The sequence below is a fragment of the Streptomyces sp. NRRL B-1347 genome, assembly GCF_000720325.1.
Taxonomy (GTDB): Bacteria; Actinomycetota; Actinomycetes; order Streptomycetales; family Streptomycetaceae; genus Streptomyces.
In genome coordinates, this window is sequence record NZ_JOJM01000050.1 from 18,851 (window position 1) to 36,844 (window position 17,994).

Below are 17,994 nucleotides of genomic sequence, written 5' to 3' on the forward strand. Positions count from 1 at the left end.
TCGGGGAGCAGGACCGGCTGTCCGGCTCCGGGGGAGGAAGGGGTGTCAGAGGTGACCGCGGACGGTGCGGCGGCGCAAGTACCACGCGCCGCCGCCCACGGCGGTCACCACCAGGGCGCCGCCCGCGGCGAGCGTCAGCGTGCCGTAGTCCTCGACCGCGCCGCCGAAGCCGCCGCGCACACCGCGCGCGGGAGCCGTCGTCGACGAGGTCGTCGGCGCACCCGCGACCGTCACGGTCTGCGTGCCCGCCGCCGAACCGTCCTGACAGATCACCACGACCGTATGGGTGCCGGCCGTCACGTTCTGCCAGGAGGCGCTGCCGCCCGCCAGGGTCACCTGCCGGCCCTGGGCGAAGTTGGCCGCGCCGTTGCTGAGCAGCGCGGCCTTGCCGCCGTTGGGGCAGGCGGTCGTGGTGGCCTGCACAGTGGTGCCGTTGACGGTCACGGTGATCCCCGGTGCCGCGAGCGCCACGGGGGCGCTCAGGGCCAGGGGAAGCGCGATGGCGGCGACGGTCAGGCCGGAGCGGAGAGATATCTGGGTAATACGCATGAATCTGCCCTCCGGCGGCACGGGAGGCGGTACGTCCCATGCGCCGCCGAAAGGGGGGATCGCCCGTGCTGCCTGACGTCGAGCCAACGTGCCGTCAGGCCGCACCGCATGCGGACGGCCTCCGGGCAGGTGACGGGATCCTTCGTCCGGCCGACGGCTGACCGGGCGTCACCAGGACGGGGCCGCCTGCAGGAGCCGGTCGCGCACGAGCAGGACGTGCGGGTTCCGCGGCGTGCCCGGGCGCTGTGCGAGATAGCCGGTGTTGATCGGCGGGTCCTCCGGCAGCAGCAGCGGCACCAGGGCGCCCGACGCGAGGTCCGCCAGGCACAGATAGCGCGGCAGGACCGCGATCCCCGCCCCGGCCGCGACCGCCGAGCGCACCCCGCGCAGATCCGGCACCGTGAGCGCGGGCCGGGCGGTCAGGCGCTCGCCGAAGACGTGCCACCAGTAGCGGCGGGCGATCGGCAGGTCGTCGGCGTACGCGACGAGCGGCACCCCGCGCAGCGCGGCGGCACCCTCGGTGGCGACCCGCTCCGGGCCGATCCGCCGCGCCCAGGCGGGCGAGGCGACGAGCACGAACTCCTCGTCGGCGAGCGGCACCGCGCTGAGCGTGCGGCCGCGCAGCCGCATCGTGGAGATCACCAGGTCGAAGCGGCCGCCGCGCAGCCCGTCCAGGAGCTCGTCGGTGAGGCCCATGGTGACCCGGAGCCGCACCCCCTGGTCGGTGAGCGGGGCGAGCGCGGGCAGGACGCGGGTGCACACCAGCTCGGCGGGGCCCGCGAGGTGCACCGGGTCCGGCGTCCGCTCGGTGGCCAGCGGGCCGCGGTCGGCCACCTCGGCGAGGGCGTCCAGGGGGCCCGCCACCTGGGTGGCCAGCTCGTCGGCGACCGACGTGGGCACGGCCCCGCGCGGCCGCCGCTCGAACAGCTCCCGGCCCAACTGCTGTTCCAGGGACCTGACCTGCGTCGTCACCGTCGGCTGTGACAGACCGAGCAGCCGCGCGGCCGCGGTGAACGAACCAGAGCGGTGCACCGCGAGGAAGGTGCGCAGCAGGGACAGGTCGAGCGGCGCGCGGGGGCCCTGCGCGGCACCCGCGCCCACGACGTCCGAGCCATTGGATTCCCTATGGGGCATGCCGGAGATCCTATTGGATCTCTATGGGAGGCGGGTCTACCGTCGAGGGCGAGACGCGCTGACAGTTCGCGTACGAAACGTCAGTACGTGCAGCAGCGCATGCCAGGAAGCCCGGCAGTGGAGGAGACAGACATGGCGAAGATCCTGATGGTGGTCACCGGCTCCGCCGTATGGACGCTGGCGGACGGCACCGCGCACCCGAGCGGCTACTGGGCCGAGGAGGTCTCGGCCCCCTACCTGGCCTTCACCGGGGCGGGCCACGAGGTGGTGGTCGCCACGCCCGGCGGCGTCGTGCCGACGATGGACCCCGCGAGCCTCGCGCCCGAGCTGAACGGCGGCCAGGAGAACGCCGACGCGATCGCCGCCGACCTGGAGCGCGTCACCGCCCTGCGGCAGCCCGTCGCCCTTGAGGAAGTGCGCCTCGACGAGTACGCCGCCGTCTTCTACCCGGGCGGCCACGGCCCGATGGAGGACCTGGCGGTGAACGCCGCGTCCGGCGCCCTGCTCGGCGCCGCCCTCGCCTCCGGCAGGCCGCTCGGCATCGTCTGCCACGGCCCCGCCGCGCTGCTCGCCACCGAGGCCGGGGGCGGATCGCCCTTCGCGGGCTACCGCGTGACGGCCTTCACGAACGCCGAGGAGACCCAGTCCGGCTTCGCGGACCGCGCCCCGTGGCTGCTCCAGGACCGGCTCGTGGCGCTCGGCGTCGACTTCCAGGAGGGGCAGCCGTGGGCCCCGTACGTGGTGGCCGACCGCAATCTGTACACCGGCCAGAACCCGGCGTCCGCCGCGCCGCTCGCCGCCGACATCGTGAAGGCGCTGGGCTGACCGTGGCCGCCGACCGTCTCTCCGAAGTCCTCGACGCCACGTACGCGTGCCTGAGCAGGTACGGCGTGCGGCGCACCACGATGGACGACATAGCCCGCGAAATGGGGGTGTCGCGGTCGGCGGTCTACCAGTACGTGCGCGGCAAGGAGGACGCGGTCCGCAGGCTCGCCCTGCGGCTGCACGACCGGGCGCTGGCACGGGCGGAGGCCGCCGCAGTCGCCGGAGCTCCGCCCGCCGAGCGCGTCCACGGCATCCTCGCCGCGAAGCTGGACCTGGTCCTCGACCTCACAGGGCGCTCCCCGCACGCGGTGGAACTCCTCGATCCGAGCGCCCGGCTCTCCGGCGACATCTGCGACGCGTTCACGGCCCGGCTGCGGACGCTCCTGACGGAGCAGTTCACGGCGGCGGACCGCGCGGCGGACCGTCCGGATCCGGGGCCTGACGGCGCTCGGACGGATCCGGGGCCTGACGGCGCTCGGACGGATCCGGAGCCTGACGGCGCCCGTCCGGATCCGGAGCCTGGCGGCGCTCGGACCGAGCCGGAGCCTGACAGCGCCCGAACGGAGCCGGGCGGGCCCGGCCCGGCCGCCGCGGGGCCCACGCCCGCGCAGTGCGCCGACATCTGCCTCGCCCTCGTCATCGGCCTCGAAACCGCGCCCGACGCGGCCCGCCTGCTGCGGCCCGCCACGGACGCCCTGCTCACGGGGCTGCTGCCCCCTCACACCACCCCCTCGCGAACTCTTCAGAGGACCTCATGAACGACCTCGCCCCCACCGATCCCGCGGCCCTCGTCGCCCGGCTGCGCGCGACCTTCCGCACGGGCCGCACCCGCCCTCTCGACTGGCGGAAGCGGCAGCTCACCCAGTTGCGTGCGCTGCTCGGCGAGCACCGCGACGACCTGGCCGACGCGCTCCACGCGGACCTGGGCAAGCCCCGGGCCGAGGCCTACCGCTCCGAGGTGGACTTCTCGATCCGCGAGATCGACCACACCCTGGAGCACCTGGAGGAGTGGCTGCGCCCGCACCACGTCGACGTGCGCGGCGTCTTCGGCGACGCGGCGAGCGCCGGTACGCAGTACGACCCGCTCGGCGTCGTCCTGGTGATCGCGCCCTGGAACTACCCCGCCCAGCTCCTCCTCGTCCCCGTCGCCGGGGCGCTCGCCGCGGGCAACGCGGTCGTCGTCAAGCCCAGCGAGCTGGCCCCCGCCACCTCCGCGCTGGTCGCCGACCTGCTGCCGCGCTATCTGGACACCGACGCCGTGGCCGTCGTCGAGGGCGGGGTGCCGGAGACCACGGCCCTGCTCGCGCAGCGCTTCGACCACATCTTCTACACCGGCAACGGCACCGTGGGCCGCATCGTCATGCGGGCCGCCGCCGAGCACCTCACACCGGTCACGCTCGAACTCGGCGGCAAGTCACCGGTGTTCGTGGACGCGGGCGTCGACACCGCCGAGACCGCGCGGCGCCTGGCCCGCGCCAAGTTCGCGAACGCGGGCCAGACCTGCGTGGCGCCCGACTACGTCCTCACCGACCCGGACACCGCCCGCGCCCTGGCGGCCGACCTGGCCCAGGCGGTCGAGGAACTGTACGGAGCCGACCCGGCGAAGTCGGACGCGTACGGGCGCATCGTCAACGAGCGGCACTTCGACCGGCTGTCCGGGCTGCTCGGCTCGGGCCGCGTCGTCACCGGCGGGCAGACCGACCGGGCCGCGAAGTACATCGCGCCGACCGTGCTCGCCGGGGTGCGGCCCGACGAGCCAGTCATGCGGGAGGAGATCTTCGGGCCCGTCCTGCCGATCGTCGAGGTGGCGGACCTGGACGAGGCGATCGCGTTCATCAACGACCGGGACAAGCCGCTGGCCCTGTACGCCTTCACCGAATCGGCGGCCACGCGCGAGCGCATCGCCGCGCAGACGTCGTCGGGCGGCCTCGGCTTCGGCCTGCCGATGGCCCATCTCTCGGTCCCCGAGCTGCCGTTCGGCGGGGTCGGCGAGAGCGGCATGGGCGCCTACCACGGCCCGCACTCGATCGCGGTCTTCAGCCACCGCAAGGCGCGCCTGGACGTCCCGCTCGGCTCCTGAGGCCCGCTGCCGGGGGGGCTCAGCGCCCCTCGGGCAGCGGCGGTACGAGTCCGTCGGCGACGAGCCCCGCGTACACCGCCTTCCCGAGGTGCTCCACGGCGGACTGCGGCCGCACCATCACCGTGAACTCCTTGATCCGGCCGTCCTCGTCGACGTGCAGCAGGTCGATGCCGTGGATCTCCTTGCCGCCGACGGTCGCCCGGAAGACCAGCACGGCCGACGGGGCCTCAGTCCCGTCGGCGCTCGTCTCGCAGGAGCCGTCGTAGGACCCCACGTACCGGAAGTCCTCGAAGGTGCGCAGCAGCACGCCGAACAGGCCGAGCACCATCTCCCGGCCCTCGAAGGGCCGGAACTTCACCGGGCTGTAGAAGCGGATGTCGGGGGTGAACAGCTCTTCCAGGGAGGCGAGTTCACCCTTCTCGACGGCGGCACGGAAGCGGTCGGCGGCGGCGAGACGGATCGCGGTCACGGGGGAACCTCCTGAGGGGCTGCGGTGTCGGCTGTGAGCCAGTGGCGCGGGAGCCGAGGGTTCATCGGATCCATAGTCAAGAATCTGACTAGTCAGATCGATGACTATGATGGGGGAACCGGTCGGCAAAGGGAAGAGGCGGCGAGGAGAAGGGGAGGCGGTGGCTCATGGCCTTGCGGCACGCGGTGCTCGCGGCGCTGCTGGACGGCGAGTTCAGCGGCTATCAGCTCGCCAAGGGGTTCGACATCGGCGTCGCCAACTTCTGGCACGCGCTGCCGCAGCAGCTGTACGCCGAACTGTCGCGCCTGGAGGGCGAAGGCCTGGTCGCCGGGCGCGAGGTGGTGCAGGAAGGGCGGCCGAACAAGCGGCTCTTCACGGTGACGGACGCGGGCGTCGCCGAGCTGGAGCGGTTCGCGGCCGAGACCGCCAAGCCCTCGTTCATCCGTGACGACCTGCTGGTCAAGGTGCAGGCCGTGGACGGCGTCGACGCGACACCGGTGATCGCGCAGCTGAGGGAGCGCGCGCAGGTCGCCGCGGCCAAGACCGAGGTCCTCGGCGCGCTCCTGCGACGGCTGCGCGGCGACCTGGACGAGGCGGAGTTCCTGCGCACGGGCCAGCGGATCGGGCCGTATCTGACGTGTCTGCGCGGGCTCGCCTTCGAGCGGGAGACGCGTGAGTGGTGCGAGCGGGCGGCGGACCTGCTGGCGGCGCGGCGCGACGGGGCCGTGCGGCGGGGGAGCGGCCGGGCCGAGGCGTGAGGAGCCGCCCGCAGGAGCCCTGCCCGGGTTTCCCTCGCGGCGCGCGGCCCCTGCCCGAGAGGGCGTGCATCCGGCCCGCGATGCCCTTGCGCGGGTCCGTAGCCCTGTAGTCGGCTAGGGCGCATGAGGACCATGCGAAGCACGAGGAGTACGAGAAGCGCGCGGGCCGCAGTGACGGCGGTGAGCTCAAGAACCGTGCGCAGGAGCGGCGTTGCCGCGGTGGCCGCCGCTCTCGTCGCGGGCGCGCTCTGGGCGGGGACGCCCGACGTGCGCGCCGAGGACGGCACCGGCGCACCGGCGGCGGCCGCGGGCCTGGGCGTCGACCTCGACACGGTGACGATCCCGCAACTGCAAGCCAGGATGGCGAAGGGCTCACTCACCTCGAAGGCGCTGACCTCCGCCTATCTGCGGCGGATCGACACGGTCGACTCCAAGATCAACGCGGTCCTCCTGACGGACCCGACGGCTCTGCGCCAGGCGGCCGCGAGCGACGAGAGGCACCGCGAGGGCCGCGCCCGCGGCCCGCTCGACGGCATCCCCGTGCTCATCAAGGACAACGTGAACACGCGCTCCATGCCGACCACGGCCGGGTCGCTCGCGCTCGCCGGGAGCCCGCCGGACGCGGACGCCCTGCTCGTCAAGCGGCTGCGGCAGGCCGGGGCGGTGATCCTCGGCAAGACCAACCTCTCCGAGTGGGCCAACTTCCGCGGCGCCAAGCCGACATCGGGGTGGTCGGCGGTGGGCGGCCAGACCCACAACCCGTATGTCCTGGACCGCAACCCGTGCGGGTCGTCCGCGGGATCGGGCGCCGCGCTCGCCGCGTCCCTCGCACAGGTGGCCATCGGCACCGAGACGGACGGCTCCATCGTGTGCCCCGCCGGGATGAACGGCGTGGTCGGCCTCAAGCCCAGCCTCGGCGTGGTCAGCCAGGACGGCGTGGTCCCGATCTCCGCCGAGCAGGACACCGCGGGGCCGATGGCGCGCAACGTCGTCGACACCGCGCTCACGCTCGCGGTCCTCAGCGGCGGCGAGGGCACGCACCCCGGCGCTGAGGCGAAGCCGCGCCCGGGCAGCCTGCGCGGCAAGCGCATCGGCCTGTGGCGGCTGCCCGAGCTCGGCCCGGACGTGGACGCCGTGATGACGCGCACCGCCCGGAAGCTGCGGACGGCCGGGGCCGAGGTCGTCGAGGTGACGCCGCCCTACCAGAAGCGCCTCGCGGAACTCGAATTCCCGGCGCTGCTCAGCGAGTTCCACCGCGACATCGACGCGTACCTCGCCACCCGCAAGGGCCCGCGGGACCTCGCCGCGCTGATCGAGTTCAACCGTACGCACCCCGAGGAGCAGACCTGCTTCGCCGGGCAGGAGCTGTTCGAGCAGGCGCTCGAGGCGCCGTCCACCACCGACCCCGCCTACAAGGCCATGCGCGCCGAGCTGAAGGACCTCTCGCGGCGCTCCATCGACGAGACCATGGCCGCCCACCGCCTCGACGCCATCGCCGCGCCGACGAACCCGCCCGCCTGGACCACCGACTGCAAGCGGGGCGACAACGACGTCATCCCGTCCTCCACCCCGGCGGCCGTCGCCGGCTACCCGTCCCTCTCGGTGCCCGCCGGGTCCGTGCGGGAGCTGCCCGTCGGCGTGCTCCTGACGGCCGGACACCACCAGGACGCCGAACTGCTGTCCCTGGGCGCCGCGGTGGAGCAGCGCCTGCAGGCCTGGCGAGCCCCGCGCTACCTGCCGACGACCGGCACCGGCAGCACCCGCTGAGACCGCTGACCGTGCTGTCGCCACCCCACGTGTGGCGACCGCGCGCTCCTCACCGCGTGGTGACCGTGCGCTCGGCCGAGTAGCCGCCCCACGTGCCGTCGGGCAGCTTGGCGCGCAGCCGCACCCGGTGGGTGACGCCGGGCTCCTTGCCCACGTAGAAGCTGTGCTTCATCCGGCCCTGCGGAACCGTGCCGCCGAAGACGAGCGAGGTGGCGCTCTCGCCGTCCAGATGGATCTGATACTCCGTCACCGCGCCACCGGTGTGCGGCGGTTTCCAGGACAGGTCGACGTAGTACGCCCCGTCCTTCTGGCGCGACGTCGCGCGGAGGTCGGCGGGCGCGGTGCCGCGCCCGCTGTCCTTGCTGCCCGAGGTCCGCACGCGCGCGGCGGGGCTGGCGGGCGAGAAGTTGTCGGCGGCGTCCCGCGCCTTCACCGTGAACGTGTACGTCCTGCCCGGCCGCAGCCCCGTGATGAGCGTGTCGGTGGTGCCGCCGCCCACGCTGTGGATCTTCGTCGTGCCCTGGTAGATCTCGTACGAGGCCACGCTCCGGTCGTCCTTCGACGCGCCCCACGACAGGGTCGCGGCGTGCCCGCCCTCGGCCTCGCCGCGCAGCTCGCGCGGGCGCGAGGGGGCCCGGGTGTCGGCCGCGGCCGCGGCGGGCGTGGTGACCGTCAGCTTCTTGCTGTCGGCGCTGAGGTTCCCGTCGGCGTCGCGGGCCCGGACGGAGAAGGTGTACGTGGCGGACGGCTCGAGCCCGGTGATGTCGACCATGTGCTGGGCGGCCGGGACGCGCTTGACCCGGGTGGCACCCCGGTACACCTCGTACCCGTCGATGCCGGTGCGGCTGGTGGACCGGTTCCACATCACGTGCACCGACGTGGCACTGCCCGCCTGCACGGTCACCCCGCGCGGCGCGTCGGGCGGCGCCGCGCCGCCGCCCTCCTCACCGCCCCAGGCGCAGGCGCTCAGCAGACAGGCGACGGTGACGGTGAGGCAGACGGGCGGCAGGTGACGTGTGTGGGGGGTCCGTCGCACGGGTGTGCCTTCCACTCGACGGCAATTGGTCCGGACCAATTTGTCAGGCGTGACCGGGGCACATCAAGAGGTGCGGCGGATCAGGTGCGGGCCGAAGGCTCAGAGACACCCTTCCGGCAAGGCGGCCCCGGAGGCACGGAGGTGCTTGACGGCCGCAGCGAAGGAGTAACAGTCGAAGAGGGCAGAATGCTCCTGCCCTGCGGCGGGTTTGGGCAGACCGAGCACCTGCCACAGGCGCCCCACGTTCACGCCGGTCGTCGTGGGCGCCAGCGTGTTGAGCCAGGGCCGCACGTTCAGGAAGTGGGCGTCCAGGTAGCTGCTTTCGATCCGCTCGCCGCGCGCTCGCGCCCAGCCCACGTTCTCCCCGAGGACGACCATGTCGTTGCCGTAGGAGAGCACGGTCCGGCCCTTGCAGAACCCCAGGAAGTCACCGAGTGCCCGGGCGGGAGCGAGCCCTTCCCGGTCGACCTCTGCCTGCTCGATGCCGGTGAGCTCGGTGAAGAACGCGGAGAGGCGCGGATTGACCACCGGCCGCACCAGCGCCTCGTACTCCTCCACGACCGACAGGTCCGCATCCAGGCGCAAGGCCCCGATCTGCACGATCTCGCGCAGCTGCCCGGGGCCCGACCAGTCCGCCTCGAGCGCTCCCGGCCACGACGTGAACTCCAGGTCGAACATCACGAAGGTGGACACAGCGGCGTTCTCCTTGCCTCGCGCGAGGCGGACCGCCTACTGCGGCTCCGTCGCGATCTGGATCAGATTGCCGCAGGTGTCGTCGAAGACGGCGAAGGTGACCTCGTCCATGTCCAGGGGCTCCTGGGTGAAGCGGACGCCGAGGCCGCGCAGTCGCTCGTACTCCGCGCGCACGTCGTCGACGGCGAACTGGGCGAGCGGGATGCCGTCCTTGACGAGCGCGTCGCGGTACGGCTTGACGGCCGGGTGGGCGGCGGGCTCCAGGAGGAGCTGCACGCCGGGCTCGTCGGGCGAGACGACGGTCAGCCACCGGTCCGTCTCGCCCACCGGCACGTCGTGCTTCTTCACGAAGCCGAGGATCTCGGTGTAGAAGTGCTCGGCCTTCGCCTGGTCGTCGACGAAGACACTGGTCAGGTGAATCTTCATGGAGTGCTCTCTCCTCCGGTCCGGATGTGCGGGGGACGGGCCGTCGTGCACTGATCTACCAGGTCCCGAACAGTCTCCGTCAGGACGCCTCGCCGAGCGCGGCGGGTTACGGCGCGGGGGTGGGACCGGCGCACGCCTGCGCGGGCGGGCGGCGATCGCGCATACCGGCGACGACGAGCGGGAAGCGTCCGATCCGACGACACCGGCCGCGTCCGCGTCCGAGCCCAGGGAGGCCCCATGCCCCGAACGCCGCAGGAGATCTTCGAGCGGTACGTCCACGCCGGAACCATGACCCGGAACGCCGACGCTGTAGCCGAGAGTTTCACCGAGGACGGCGTCTTCGAGGCACCGCTCGTGCCTCCCGGCGCCGCCTTCCCCCGGAGACTGGTGGGCCGCGAGGAGATCCGCACCGCGATGGCGGCGTACTACGAGCAGCAGACGCGGGACGACCGCTCGCCGAACCTCGAGAAGTCCGGCTACGTGCTGCACACCACCTCGGATCCCGACGTCTTCATCGCCGAGATCGACACGGTCTTCGACGGGGACGGGAGCGGGGACGGCGTGGCCGTCTCCCTGGTGCAGATCTTCCGCGTCCGCGACGGCAAGATCGCTCGACTGCGCGACTACTTCGCGCCCGACCTGGTGGGCTGAGGCCGCCCCGGCACGGCCCGCTGCCAGGTGGGCCCGCCGCGACGGGGGAGCGCGGCGGGCCCGGCCTCCAGTGTGCCCGCACCGGGCCCGGCCATGTGCGCTCGGCGGAGGATTGGCTGAGTCTCTCCCCCGTCCACCTCGTCGAGACCCGGGGTGGGCCGCCGGGGGTCAAGGACGGTCTCGCCGGTGAAACGGTTCACGCCGGTGGGCCCGTCAGGGCGTGCGTCAGGTGGTCGGTGAGGTGGGGGAGCCAGTCGGGTCGTGCGTTGCCGAGGAGGTGGTCGCCGTGCGGGACGGACAGGTAGCTGCCGTGCGGCGCGAGGCGGGCCAGGGCCTCGCCGTTCGTCACGCCGGGGATGACGTCCTGTTCTCCGTCCACGACCAGCAGCGGTGCCGCGATGCGGGGTGCCAGGGCGGCGAGGTCCACGTGCCGTACGAACGCGTGGGCGGCATCGGTGCCTCCCGCGCGGCGGGCCATGATCTCTCTTACCGGCGGGGGCAGTTCCTCCCAGTCGAGGCGGAAGGGACCGCTGACGGTGGCGACGGCCGCCACGCGCGGCTCGAGGGCCGCGGCCCGGGCCGCGAAGTAGCCGCCCAGGCTCAGGCCGACGAGTCCGACGCGGGCGGCGCCGAGGGCGTCGACGACCCGGCCCACGACCCGCTCGTAGTCCGGCACGAACGTCGTGGTGGCCGCGAGCACGCCCTGTCCGGGGCCGTCCATCGCGAACACCGCGAGGCCTCTGGCGAGGAGCGCGGAGACCAGATCGAGGAATTCCTCCTTGGCCGAGTCAAGGCCGGGGACGACGACCACGGTCCCCGGCGCGTCGGAGGGGCCGCGCAGCCAGCCGGTGAACCCCTCGCCGCTCACCCGCCGCGCACCGGGTTCCAGCACCGCGAGCGCCCTGCCCAGGGCGTGGTCCGCCGCTGCGGCTGCCTGATGTGCGTCCGCGTACGGCGCCAGGGTGGCCAGGTGGAACCACCGGGCCGCCGTCAGCAGGTGCTCACCCGCCGAGAGGGACGAGCCCGCGTCCTGGGCGCGCTGGAGGTAGCCGTGTCCCGTGCGCAGGAAGGACGGGCCCCAGTCGGCGACGGAGGTGAGGCCGTCGGTGACGCGCCGGTACTCGTGCGGGTCCACGCCCGCGCCGGTGGCGCGGGTCCACTGGGCGGCGGCGAAGTCGGTGGTGTTCATCGTGTTCCTCCGGTCAGCAGGACGGCCTTGCCGCGTATCCGGCGCTCCCGGAGGTCGACGAGGGTGTCGGCGGTGTGTGCCCAGTCGGTGACGCGGCCGATCTCCGGATGCAGCCGCCCCTGCTCCATGAGGCTCACCAGCGCTGCGAGATCGGAGCCGTACGGGGCGCCGGCGTAGTGGAAGTGCTGGATCGTGACGCGCTCGGGCCCGCCGAGGAGCTGGAAGAAGTCGAGGGTCACCGGGGTGCGGCTCGCCTGGCCGAACCAGACGAGCGTGCCGCCCGGGCGCACCTTCGACAGGGCGAGGGGCAGATCCGGCCCGCCGGTGGACTCCAGCACGACGTCGAACGGCCCCTGTGCCGCCTCGACCTCGTGCACCACGTGCGCACCCAGCTCCGCGAGCCGTTCACCGCGCGCCGGCGTGGCGGTCACCGCGGTCAGCTCGGCGCCCGCGCCGACGGCCAGCTCGGTGACGTAGTGGCCGACGCCGCCCGAGGCGCCGGTCAGCAGCACCCGCCGGCCCGCCAGGGAACCGGCGGTACGCAGCAGCCGCAGGGCAGTGATCCCGGCCAGGGGGAGGGCGGCCGCCCGTACGCTGTCGACGCTGTCCGGGAGTACCGCGAGCGAGTGCGTGGGCACGGTGGCGTACTCGGCCCAGCCGCCCTGCGCCGGATGCCCGACCACGCGGGTGCCGATGCCGGGTCCTGACCCGTCGGCCGCCGCCTGTACGACGAGCCCCGCGACGTCCTTGCCGGGCAGAGCCCCCGGCCGGGGGTTCTCCAGAAGGAACGTCTCTCCCCGGTTCGGGGCGAACGCCTCGACCTTGATCAGTGCCTCACCGGGCTCCGGCGCGGGCTGGGGGAACTCGGCGAAGACGACCGGGCGCGCCGCCTCCCCCGTGGGAATCAGTCTGTGCATGGAGAGGATGCAACCCTCCCGGCCGCCCCGCGATCCAACAACGAACGAGCGAAGCCGACAACCTTTGGTTGTCACCTATGGTGAGAGCCATGGATCTCGACGTGGCGCAGGTACGCGCCTTCGTGCGCACCGCCGAGGAACTGCACTTCGGGCGGGCGGCCGGGACGCTCGCCATCTCCCAGCAGGCGCTGTCCAAGAGGATCGCGCGGCTGGAATCCCTGCTCGGCACCGCGCTGTTCCACCGCGGCGGCAACGGCGTACGGCTCACCGATGCCGGTCGGCGCTTCCTGCCGCCGGCCCGGCAGACCGTGGCCGCCGCCGACGCCGCGGTCGCGGCGGCGGTCGGCGAGGACCGTCCGCTGCGCGTGGACGTCTGGGGGCACCTCTACGCGCCGATGCGGACGCTGGCCCGGATCGCCGGGCGGGCCGGAGAGCTGGCGTTGGGGCACGGGCGCGATCTGCCGTCGGTGACGACGGCACTGCTGCACGGTGACATCGACGCGGCCTTCGGCCGGGCCCACCCGCCGCTGCCCGCCGGGCTCGCCCACCGCCTCGTCCGCCTCGAACCGGTGGACGCCGTCCTGAGCGCGGACCATCCGCTCGCGGCCGAACCGGCGCTGCGGCCGGACCGGTTGCGCGACAGCGTGCTGTGGGCACCCGGTGCGCTGAACCGGCTCGACTTCCTCCACCGGTTCGCCGACCGGTTCGGCATCCGGAACACGGCCACGAGCGTCAATCTGGGGCTCGCCCACTTCCTCGCCGAGGTGGCGCGGGAGCCGCGGCGCTTCTCGCTGCTGCCCGCCGACGTGCCCCTGCCGGAGGTCCCCGGGCTGCGCTCCGTCCCCCTGGTCGATCCCACTCCGCTGTACGCCTGGTCGCTGCTCTGGCGCACCGGCGACGGACGCCCGGGCCTGACCGGCCTCGCCGCCGCCTGCGCTGAGGAAGCCGGGCGGAGCCGATGGCTGGAGTACGACCCGACCCGCGACTGGCTGCCCGAACCACCCGGGGAACTGAAGGGCTGAGGGCCCTCCTCTCCGAACGGGCCCGCTGGATCTTCGGCTATCGCGCGGAACAGCTCGCCGAGGACCCGTCCGTCGCGCCCTGGACGACACGGGCCGCGGTGTCCGTGCCGGACGGGGCCGTCGTCGGCGACGCCGGGTTCCACGGGCCGCCGGGCGAGGCCGGTGCGGTCGAGGTCGGCTACACCGTCGTGGCCGGATTCCGCCGCCAGGGCTACGCCCGCGCGATGCTGCGGGAGTTGCTCGTCAGGGCCGCCGCCGAGCCCGGGGTCAGGACCGTGCGGGCCACCATCCGGTCCGACAACGAGGCCTCCCTGGCCACCATCGCGGGCTTCGGTTTCACGCGGGTCGGGGAGAAGGGGGACGAGAGCGAGGGGGGCAGCCTCGTCTTCGAGGTCCCGGCGGACGCGATCCGGGCCGCGTAGCTTGCGGTTGCCGTGGCTGTCGCGGCTGTCATCGGGTGGTGGTGCGGAGGGCGGGGACGATGCGCCAGTCCCGTTGGAAGACGAGGTTGTGCAGGTCGGCGGCGATGATGGCGCGGAAGGTGGGGAGGAGTTCGGCGGCCTGGGCCGGGGTGAAGACGTTGAGGGGCCAGTCGGCGACCGTGGTGCCGCGCAGGTGGGGGTGGAGGAACCCGGCGCCGTAGTAGGCGTGGAGGGAGAGGGCGGGGATGCCGGAGCGGCGCTGCTCGGGCCAGGTCAGGCGCCAGGTGGCGAAGCTGCCGCCGTGCTCGTCGCGGCGCAGGCCCGTGGCCTGGAGGGTGCCGGTGCCGCGCAGCAGGTGGGTGTCGAACTCGGTGAGGGCCTGGCGGGCGGGGGCGTCGAGCAGGTCGGTGGTCTTGGCGAACACGGCCTCCTTCGCGGGGCGTTCGGCGTGCCCGGCGTGCGTGCCTTCGCGCAGGTCGGTGAAGTGGCGGAGCAGGGCCTCGATGGGGGCGGGCGGCGTGGTGGTCATGGCGGGGTGTCCGTTCCCGGGCGTGGTGGTCAGGGCAGGTCGTGCAGGGCGGTGGCCAGGCGGGGCAGGAGGCGGCTGTGGGGGTCCAGGAGGTCGGCGTGGGCCGTGTCGGGCGTGTGGATGAGGCGGGTGGGGACGGCGGCGGCCTTGAGGAGTCCGGCGTAGGCGAGGACGTCGTCGGCCACGGGGTCCGAGGTGCCCACGGCGAGCACGGCGGGTGCGAGGCCGCGTAGGTCGGCGGCGTCGAACGGGGTGCTGTGCAGGGCCGTGCCGTCGGGCGCGACGGCCGTGGCGGGCCCGGTGCCGCGCCAGGTGCGCCAGGCCCGGCGCAGCGCGGCGGCCTCGGGGAAGGCGGCCGGGTCCCGCTGGTAACTGGGGGCGGCGCAGGCCGGGTTGAGAGGCGGGTAGGCAAGGAGCTGGGCGTCCAGACGGCGGCCGCGGTCGCGTTGCGCGAGGGCGGCGCTCGCGGCCAGGGTGGCGCCCGCGCTGTCCCCGCCGACGGCGATCCCGGCCCCGGCGCCGACGCGTTCGCCGGCCCAGTCCAGTACGGCCAGGACGTCTTCGAGCGCGGCCGGGTGGCGGTGGGCGGGAGCGAGGCGGTAGTCGACGCTGACCACGTTCCAGCCGGTCAGGGCGGCCAGGCGGCGGGTGACCGGGTGCCAGTCGGCGGCGGACCCGTACTGCCAGCTCCCGCCGTGCGCCCAGACGAGCCAGCCGCCGGTGCCGGTGCCGGTGCCCGCGCCGGGCTCGTACACGCGGACGGGGACGGGGCTCGGCGCCGGGACGGTCAGGGGTCGCCAGGTGACCTCGTCGGTGCGGACGGCGGCGCTGCTCGTGACCATGGCGGGGGATCCTCTCGGTGTGCGGCTCGGTGCCCGTACCGGTGTGCGGCGGACGCGGTCACAGCTGGCGCAGGGCCCCGCCGTCGACGCTCCATTCGGCCCCGGTGACCTGCGCGGCGCGGGGCGACAGGAGGTAGGCGATGAGGTCGGCGACCTGCTCGGGGGCGCCGATGCGGCCCGTGGGCAGGCGGCGCTCGTGGCGGATGAAGTGGTCGACGGCTTCGTCGGCGGGGAGGGAGAAGCGCTCGGCGAGCTGCTCGGCGAAGCCGCCCGGTGCGTCGAAGAGGGCGGTGCGGGTGGGGCCGGGCGAGACGACGTTGGAGCGGACGCCGGAGTCGCCGAGGCTGCTGGCGAGGGACTTGGAGACGGAGAGCAGGGCGGCCTTGGAGGCGGCGTAGTCGGCGATGGTGGCGTCGGGCAGCCGGGCGGCCTCGCTGGCGACGTGCACGATGCCCGCGCCGTGCGGGTTGGCCTGGAGCAGGGGCAGCGCGGCGCGGGTGAGGCGGACCACGGCGTGCAGGTTGAGTTCGAAGGTGGTGTGCCACTGGTCGTCGTCGATGGCGGCGAAGGACGGCTGGGAGATCAGCGCCGCGGCGTTGTTGACCAGGCCGTCCAGGCGGCCGTGGGCGGTGCGTACGTGGTCGGCGATCCGCTCGGCGGCCGCCGGGTCGGTGAGGTCGGCGGCGACGAGGTCGGCCTTGGCGGGCAGGGCGTCGGCGCCGGAACCGGAGGTGTCGCGGGCCACGGCGATGACGTGGGCGCCCTCGTCGGCGAGCAGGTGGGCGGTGGCGTGGCCGATGCCGCTGGTGGCGCCGGTGACGACGATGACCTTGTCGGTGAGCTGGAGGTCCATGGATCTACTCCTTGGGGGATGCGGGGTGGTGGCTGGCGGGTGGTGAGCAGGGCTGCGTGGGCGGGTTGCGGGGCCCGGGAGTCAGGCCGTCGCCGGGGCGTCGGCGCCCCGCTTCGGCCGGAGGAACACGGCCGCGAACACGACCCCGAGGAGTACGAGCGCCGCGTTGACGGCGATGGCGACGGTCACGCCGTGGTGGACGGCGGAGGCGGTGGCCGCGCCCGCGCCGCTCGCGGTGACGACCGCGGACATGATCGGGGTGCCCATGGTGATGCCGACCTGCTGGGACATCGAGGCGAGCCCGGTGGCCAGGCCCTGTTCGGCGTCGGGGAGCCCGCTGGTGGCGGTCACCATGAAGCCGACGATGACGAGCATGTTGCCGATGCCGCCGAAGAAGGTGGCGGGCAGCAGCAGGGCCAGGGACGCCCCCGTCGTCGTACCGAGGAAGAGGAGCGCGGCGGTGAACACCGTCTGGACGACGCCGCCCGCGACCAGGGCCGTCAGCGTCGAGTAGCGGGCGATCACCTTGGGGGCGAGGAGCCCGCCGACGACGGTGCCGACGCCCAGGACGCCGAAGGAGATGCCTGCGGTGAGCGGGGTGAAGCCGAGGGTCTTCTGCAGGTAGAGGGTGAGGAGGTAGACCAGCGAGGTCTCGGTGACGAAGGCGAGCAGCCCGAGCACATTGCCCCAGGCGACGGTGCGGCGGCCCAGCGTCCTGAGCGGGACGAGCGGCTCGGCGACCGTGCGCTCGACGACGAAGAACACGGCGAGCAGGACGACACCCGCGGCGAGGCCGGTCAGGGCGTGGGCGTTCGTCCAGCCGTGTTCACCGGCCTGGGTGAGGCCGTAGACGAGGGCGAGCAGGCCGAGGGTGACGGTGAGGGCGCCGGGCAGGTCCAGTCTCGGCCGGACGGCGGGCTTGGACTCCTTGATGACCCTCGGCGCGATCAGGATCACGGCCAGGGCGACGGGGACGTTGATGAAGAAGGCCCAGCGCCAGGAGAGCAGATCGGTCAGGACGCCGCCGAGGATCGCGCCCGTGGTGAACCCGGCGGACATCAGGGCGCCGTTGATGCCCAGCGCCTTCTGCCGCAGCGGCCCTTCGGGGAAGGAGGTAGTGAGCAGCGAGAGCCCGGCCGGGGTGGCGGCGGCCGTCGCGAGGCCCTGGGCGACGCGGGCGGCGAGCAGCACCTCGGGGCTCGTGGCCAGGCCGCCGACGAGTGAGGCGACGCCCAGCAGGGCGAGGCTGCCGATGAAGATCTTCTTGCGGCCGATGAGGTCGCCGATGCGGCCGAAGAAGAGGGTGAAGCCGGCCGCGCTCAGGGCGAACGTGGTGGCGATCCACTGGAGGTTGGAGAGCGAGAAGCCGAGGCCGTCGCCGATGGCGGGCAGGGCGACGTTCAGGATCGAGAAGTCGACGGCCAGCATGAACTGGGCGACCAGCAGGACGGCCAGGACCAGCTTCAACTCGCCGGTGAGCCGCTGCGGTCGGGCCGGGGGAGCGGCGGCGTCGGGGTGGCGCGGGGCCGGGCGGGCCGCGAGCTCGGTTGCGGACATGGGAGGGCTTCCTTTCGGCTTCGCCGCGGTGGCGCGGGAAGCGGTGGTGCGGGACGTGCCAGGGGCGCCGGGCGCCGGGGCAGGACGGAGAAGCCCCGGAGCGATCTTCCCTAATGGGTCTGTCGTTCCGTTACGGCTGAGAAGTTAGCACGCGGAAGGCGGTAAGGGAACTGGAGTCCCGATACGATGGTGTGCGCACCATGAAGCACCGCTCGAACCGCTCGACTCGTACCGCTTGACTCGGCTCGAACTACTCGGCTCGAACTACTCGGCTC

General features: G+C 73.7%; 20 protein-coding genes. 8 read left to right on the forward strand and 12 right to left on the reverse strand.

What is annotated here, in order from left to right; translation table 11 throughout:
• Nucleotides 1-45: 45 nt before the first annotated feature.
• Nucleotides 46-549, reverse strand: a complete 504-nt coding sequence (locus IG74_RS0132040; RefSeq protein ID WP_030684434.1) for a hypothetical protein — start codon at nucleotides 547-549, stop codon at nucleotides 46-48.
• Nucleotides 550-717: 168 nt separating this feature from the next.
• Nucleotides 718-1,683 (reverse strand): LysR family transcriptional regulator, encoded by a 966-nt coding sequence (locus tag IG74_RS0132045; protein WP_030684435.1) that lies wholly within the window; start codon nucleotides 1,681-1,683, stop codon nucleotides 718-720.
• A 132-nt stretch (nucleotides 1,684-1,815) separates the two neighbouring features.
• Between IG74_RS0132045 and IG74_RS0132050 the strand changes: the two genes are divergently transcribed.
• Genes IG74_RS0132050 through IG74_RS0132060 form a run of 3 tightly spaced genes read left to right on the forward strand, consistent with a single transcriptional unit; the run spans nucleotide 1,816 to nucleotide 4,588 of the window.
• Nucleotides 1,816-2,508 carry a type 1 glutamine amidotransferase domain-containing protein gene (locus IG74_RS0132050; protein WP_030684437.1) on the forward strand — a complete coding sequence of 231 codons (693 nt, stop codon included), beginning with the start codon at nucleotides 1,816-1,818 and terminating at the stop codon, nucleotides 2,506-2,508.
• Between the two features lie 2 nt (nucleotides 2,509-2,510).
• Nucleotides 2,511-3,266 (forward strand): TetR/AcrR family transcriptional regulator, encoded by a 756-nt coding sequence (locus tag IG74_RS53640; protein ID WP_037826385.1) that lies wholly within the window; start codon nucleotides 2,511-2,513, stop codon nucleotides 3,264-3,266.
• Nucleotides 3,263-4,588, forward strand: a complete 1,326-nt coding sequence (locus IG74_RS0132060; protein ID WP_030684440.1) for an aldehyde dehydrogenase family protein — start codon at nucleotides 3,263-3,265, stop codon at nucleotides 4,586-4,588. Before IG74_RS53640 ends, IG74_RS0132060 begins: the two co-directional genes overlap by 4 nt.
• 19 nt (nucleotides 4,589-4,607) lie before the next feature.
• On the opposite strand, the gene IG74_RS0132065 is transcribed toward IG74_RS0132060, so the two are convergent.
• Nucleotides 4,608-5,057 (reverse strand): nuclear transport factor 2 family protein, encoded by a 450-nt coding sequence (locus IG74_RS0132065; RefSeq protein WP_420709973.1) that lies wholly within the window; start codon nucleotides 5,055-5,057, stop codon nucleotides 4,608-4,610.
• A 167-nt stretch (nucleotides 5,058-5,224) separates the two neighbouring features.
• Here IG74_RS0132065 and IG74_RS0132070 point away from each other — a divergent pair, with 167 nt between their 5' ends.
• The gene (locus IG74_RS0132070; RefSeq protein WP_051855751.1) at nucleotides 5,225-5,815 is read left to right on the forward strand and encodes a PadR family transcriptional regulator; all 591 of its coding nucleotides are present in this window, start codon (nucleotides 5,225-5,227) and stop codon (nucleotides 5,813-5,815) included.
• A gap of 180 nt (nucleotides 5,816-5,995) precedes the next feature.
• On the forward strand, nucleotides 5,996-7,582 hold the full coding sequence (locus IG74_RS0132075; protein ID WP_420709974.1) for an amidase: 1,587 nt from the start codon (nucleotides 5,996-5,998) through the stop codon (nucleotides 7,580-7,582).
• A gap of 49 nt (nucleotides 7,583-7,631) precedes the next feature.
• Here IG74_RS0132075 and IG74_RS0132080 read toward each other — a convergent pair whose 3' ends face one another.
• The 3 genes from IG74_RS0132080 to IG74_RS0132090 form a co-directional block, all read right to left on the reverse strand.
• Entirely contained in the window at nucleotides 7,632-8,618 is a 987-nt protein-coding gene (locus IG74_RS0132080) for a fibronectin type III domain-containing protein (protein ID WP_107059077.1), read from the reverse strand.
• 99 nt (nucleotides 8,619-8,717) lie between these two features.
• The gene (locus IG74_RS0132085) at nucleotides 8,718-9,311 is read right to left on the reverse strand and encodes a 3'-5' exonuclease (RefSeq protein WP_030684445.1); all 594 of its coding nucleotides are present in this window, start codon (nucleotides 9,309-9,311) and stop codon (nucleotides 8,718-8,720) included.
• Between the two features lie 36 nt (nucleotides 9,312-9,347).
• Nucleotides 9,348-9,737, reverse strand: coding sequence for a VOC family protein (locus tag IG74_RS0132090; RefSeq protein ID WP_030684447.1), 390 nt, complete (start codon nucleotides 9,735-9,737; stop codon nucleotides 9,348-9,350).
• 237 nt (nucleotides 9,738-9,974) lie between these two features.
• Between IG74_RS0132090 and IG74_RS0132095 the strand changes: the two genes are divergently transcribed.
• Nucleotides 9,975-10,388, forward strand: coding sequence for a nuclear transport factor 2 family protein (locus IG74_RS0132095; protein ID WP_030684448.1), 414 nt, complete (start codon nucleotides 9,975-9,977; stop codon nucleotides 10,386-10,388).
• A 196-nt stretch (nucleotides 10,389-10,584) separates the two neighbouring features.
• Here the strand turns inward: IG74_RS0132095 and IG74_RS0132100 are convergent, their stop codons facing one another.
• Entirely contained in the window at nucleotides 10,585-11,577 is a 993-nt protein-coding gene (locus tag IG74_RS0132100) for an alpha/beta hydrolase family protein (protein WP_030684449.1), read from the reverse strand.
• Nucleotides 11,574-12,494, reverse strand: a complete 921-nt coding sequence (locus IG74_RS0132105) for a zinc-binding dehydrogenase (RefSeq protein WP_030684450.1) — start codon at nucleotides 12,492-12,494, stop codon at nucleotides 11,574-11,576. Before IG74_RS0132105 ends, IG74_RS0132100 begins: the two co-directional genes overlap by 4 nt.
• Nucleotides 12,495-12,583: 89 nt before the next feature.
• On the opposite strand from IG74_RS0132105, the gene IG74_RS0132110 reads away from it, so the two are divergent.
• Both IG74_RS0132110 and IG74_RS0132115 read left to right on the forward strand, forming a co-directional pair.
• Entirely contained in the window at nucleotides 12,584-13,516 is a 933-nt protein-coding gene (locus IG74_RS0132110) for a LysR family transcriptional regulator (protein WP_030684451.1), read from the forward strand.
• A complete protein-coding gene (locus tag IG74_RS0132115; protein ID WP_078869184.1) occupies nucleotides 13,453-13,938 on the forward strand; it encodes a GNAT family N-acetyltransferase in 486 nt (161 codons plus the stop codon). The genes IG74_RS0132110 and IG74_RS0132115 overlap by 64 nt, the downstream gene beginning before the upstream one ends.
• Nucleotides 13,939-13,966: 28 nt before the next feature.
• On the opposite strand, the gene IG74_RS0132120 is transcribed toward IG74_RS0132115, so the two are convergent.
• The 4 genes from IG74_RS0132120 to IG74_RS0132135 all read right to left on the reverse strand — a co-directional run bounded on the left by IG74_RS0132120 (nucleotide 13,967) and on the right by IG74_RS0132135 (nucleotide 17,719).
• Nucleotides 13,967-14,467 carry a hypothetical protein gene (locus tag IG74_RS0132120; RefSeq protein ID WP_030684453.1) on the reverse strand — a complete coding sequence of 167 codons (501 nt, stop codon included), beginning with the start codon at nucleotides 14,465-14,467 and terminating at the stop codon, nucleotides 13,967-13,969.
• 29 nt (nucleotides 14,468-14,496) lie between these two features.
• Nucleotides 14,497-15,309, reverse strand: a complete 813-nt coding sequence (locus IG74_RS0132125; RefSeq protein WP_051855754.1) for an alpha/beta hydrolase fold domain-containing protein — start codon at nucleotides 15,307-15,309, stop codon at nucleotides 14,497-14,499.
• 58 nt (nucleotides 15,310-15,367) lie between these two features.
• Entirely contained in the window at nucleotides 15,368-16,162 is a 795-nt protein-coding gene (locus IG74_RS0132130; RefSeq protein ID WP_030684455.1) for an SDR family NAD(P)-dependent oxidoreductase, read from the reverse strand.
• Between the two features lie 81 nt (nucleotides 16,163-16,243).
• Nucleotides 16,244-17,719 (reverse strand): MFS transporter, encoded by a 1,476-nt coding sequence (locus tag IG74_RS0132135; protein WP_037826386.1) that lies wholly within the window; start codon nucleotides 17,717-17,719, stop codon nucleotides 16,244-16,246.
• Between the last annotated feature and the right edge of the window lie 275 nt (nucleotides 17,720-17,994).

Excerpts from the sequence above, each read along its gene's own strand:
- IG74_RS0132045 (WP_030684435.1), bottom strand. The coding sequence starts at position 1,683 with ATGCCCCATAGGGAATCCAATGGCTCGGACGTCGTGGGCGCGGGTGCC.
- IG74_RS0132100 (WP_030684449.1), bottom strand. The coding sequence starts at position 11,577 with ATGAACACCACCGACTTCGCCGCCGCCCAGTGGACCCGCGCCACCGGC.
- IG74_RS0132070 (WP_051855751.1), top strand. The coding sequence starts at position 5,225 with ATGGCCTTGCGGCACGCGGTGCTCGCGGCGCTGCTGGACGGCGAGTTC.
- IG74_RS0132105 (WP_030684450.1), bottom strand. The coding sequence starts at position 12,494 with ATGCACAGACTGATTCCCACGGGGGAGGCGGCGCGCCCGGTCGTCTTC.
- IG74_RS0132115 (WP_078869184.1), top strand. The coding sequence starts at position 13,453 with ATGGCTGGAGTACGACCCGACCCGCGACTGGCTGCCCGAACCACCCGG.
- IG74_RS0132125 (WP_051855754.1), bottom strand. The coding sequence starts at position 15,309 with ATGGTCACGAGCAGCGCCGCCGTCCGCACCGACGAGGTCACCTGGCGA.
- IG74_RS0132040 (WP_030684434.1), bottom strand. The coding sequence starts at position 549 with ATGCGTATTACCCAGATATCTCTCCGCTCCGGCCTGACCGTCGCCGCC.
- IG74_RS0132110 (WP_030684451.1), top strand. The coding sequence starts at position 12,584 with ATGGATCTCGACGTGGCGCAGGTACGCGCCTTCGTGCGCACCGCCGAG.
- IG74_RS0132135 (WP_037826386.1), bottom strand. The coding sequence starts at position 17,719 with ATGTCCGCAACCGAGCTCGCGGCCCGCCCGGCCCCGCGCCACCCCGAC.
- IG74_RS0132050 (WP_030684437.1), top strand. The coding sequence starts at position 1,816 with ATGGCGAAGATCCTGATGGTGGTCACCGGCTCCGCCGTATGGACGCTG.
- IG74_RS0132090 (WP_030684447.1), bottom strand. The coding sequence starts at position 9,737 with ATGAAGATTCACCTGACCAGTGTCTTCGTCGACGACCAGGCGAAGGCC.
- IG74_RS0132095 (WP_030684448.1), top strand. The coding sequence starts at position 9,975 with ATGCCCCGAACGCCGCAGGAGATCTTCGAGCGGTACGTCCACGCCGGA.
- IG74_RS0132120 (WP_030684453.1), bottom strand. The coding sequence starts at position 14,467 with ATGACCACCACGCCGCCCGCCCCCATCGAGGCCCTGCTCCGCCACTTC.
- IG74_RS0132060 (WP_030684440.1), top strand. The coding sequence starts at position 3,263 with ATGAACGACCTCGCCCCCACCGATCCCGCGGCCCTCGTCGCCCGGCTG.
- IG74_RS0132130 (WP_030684455.1), bottom strand. The coding sequence starts at position 16,162 with ATGGACCTCCAGCTCACCGACAAGGTCATCGTCGTCACCGGCGCCACC.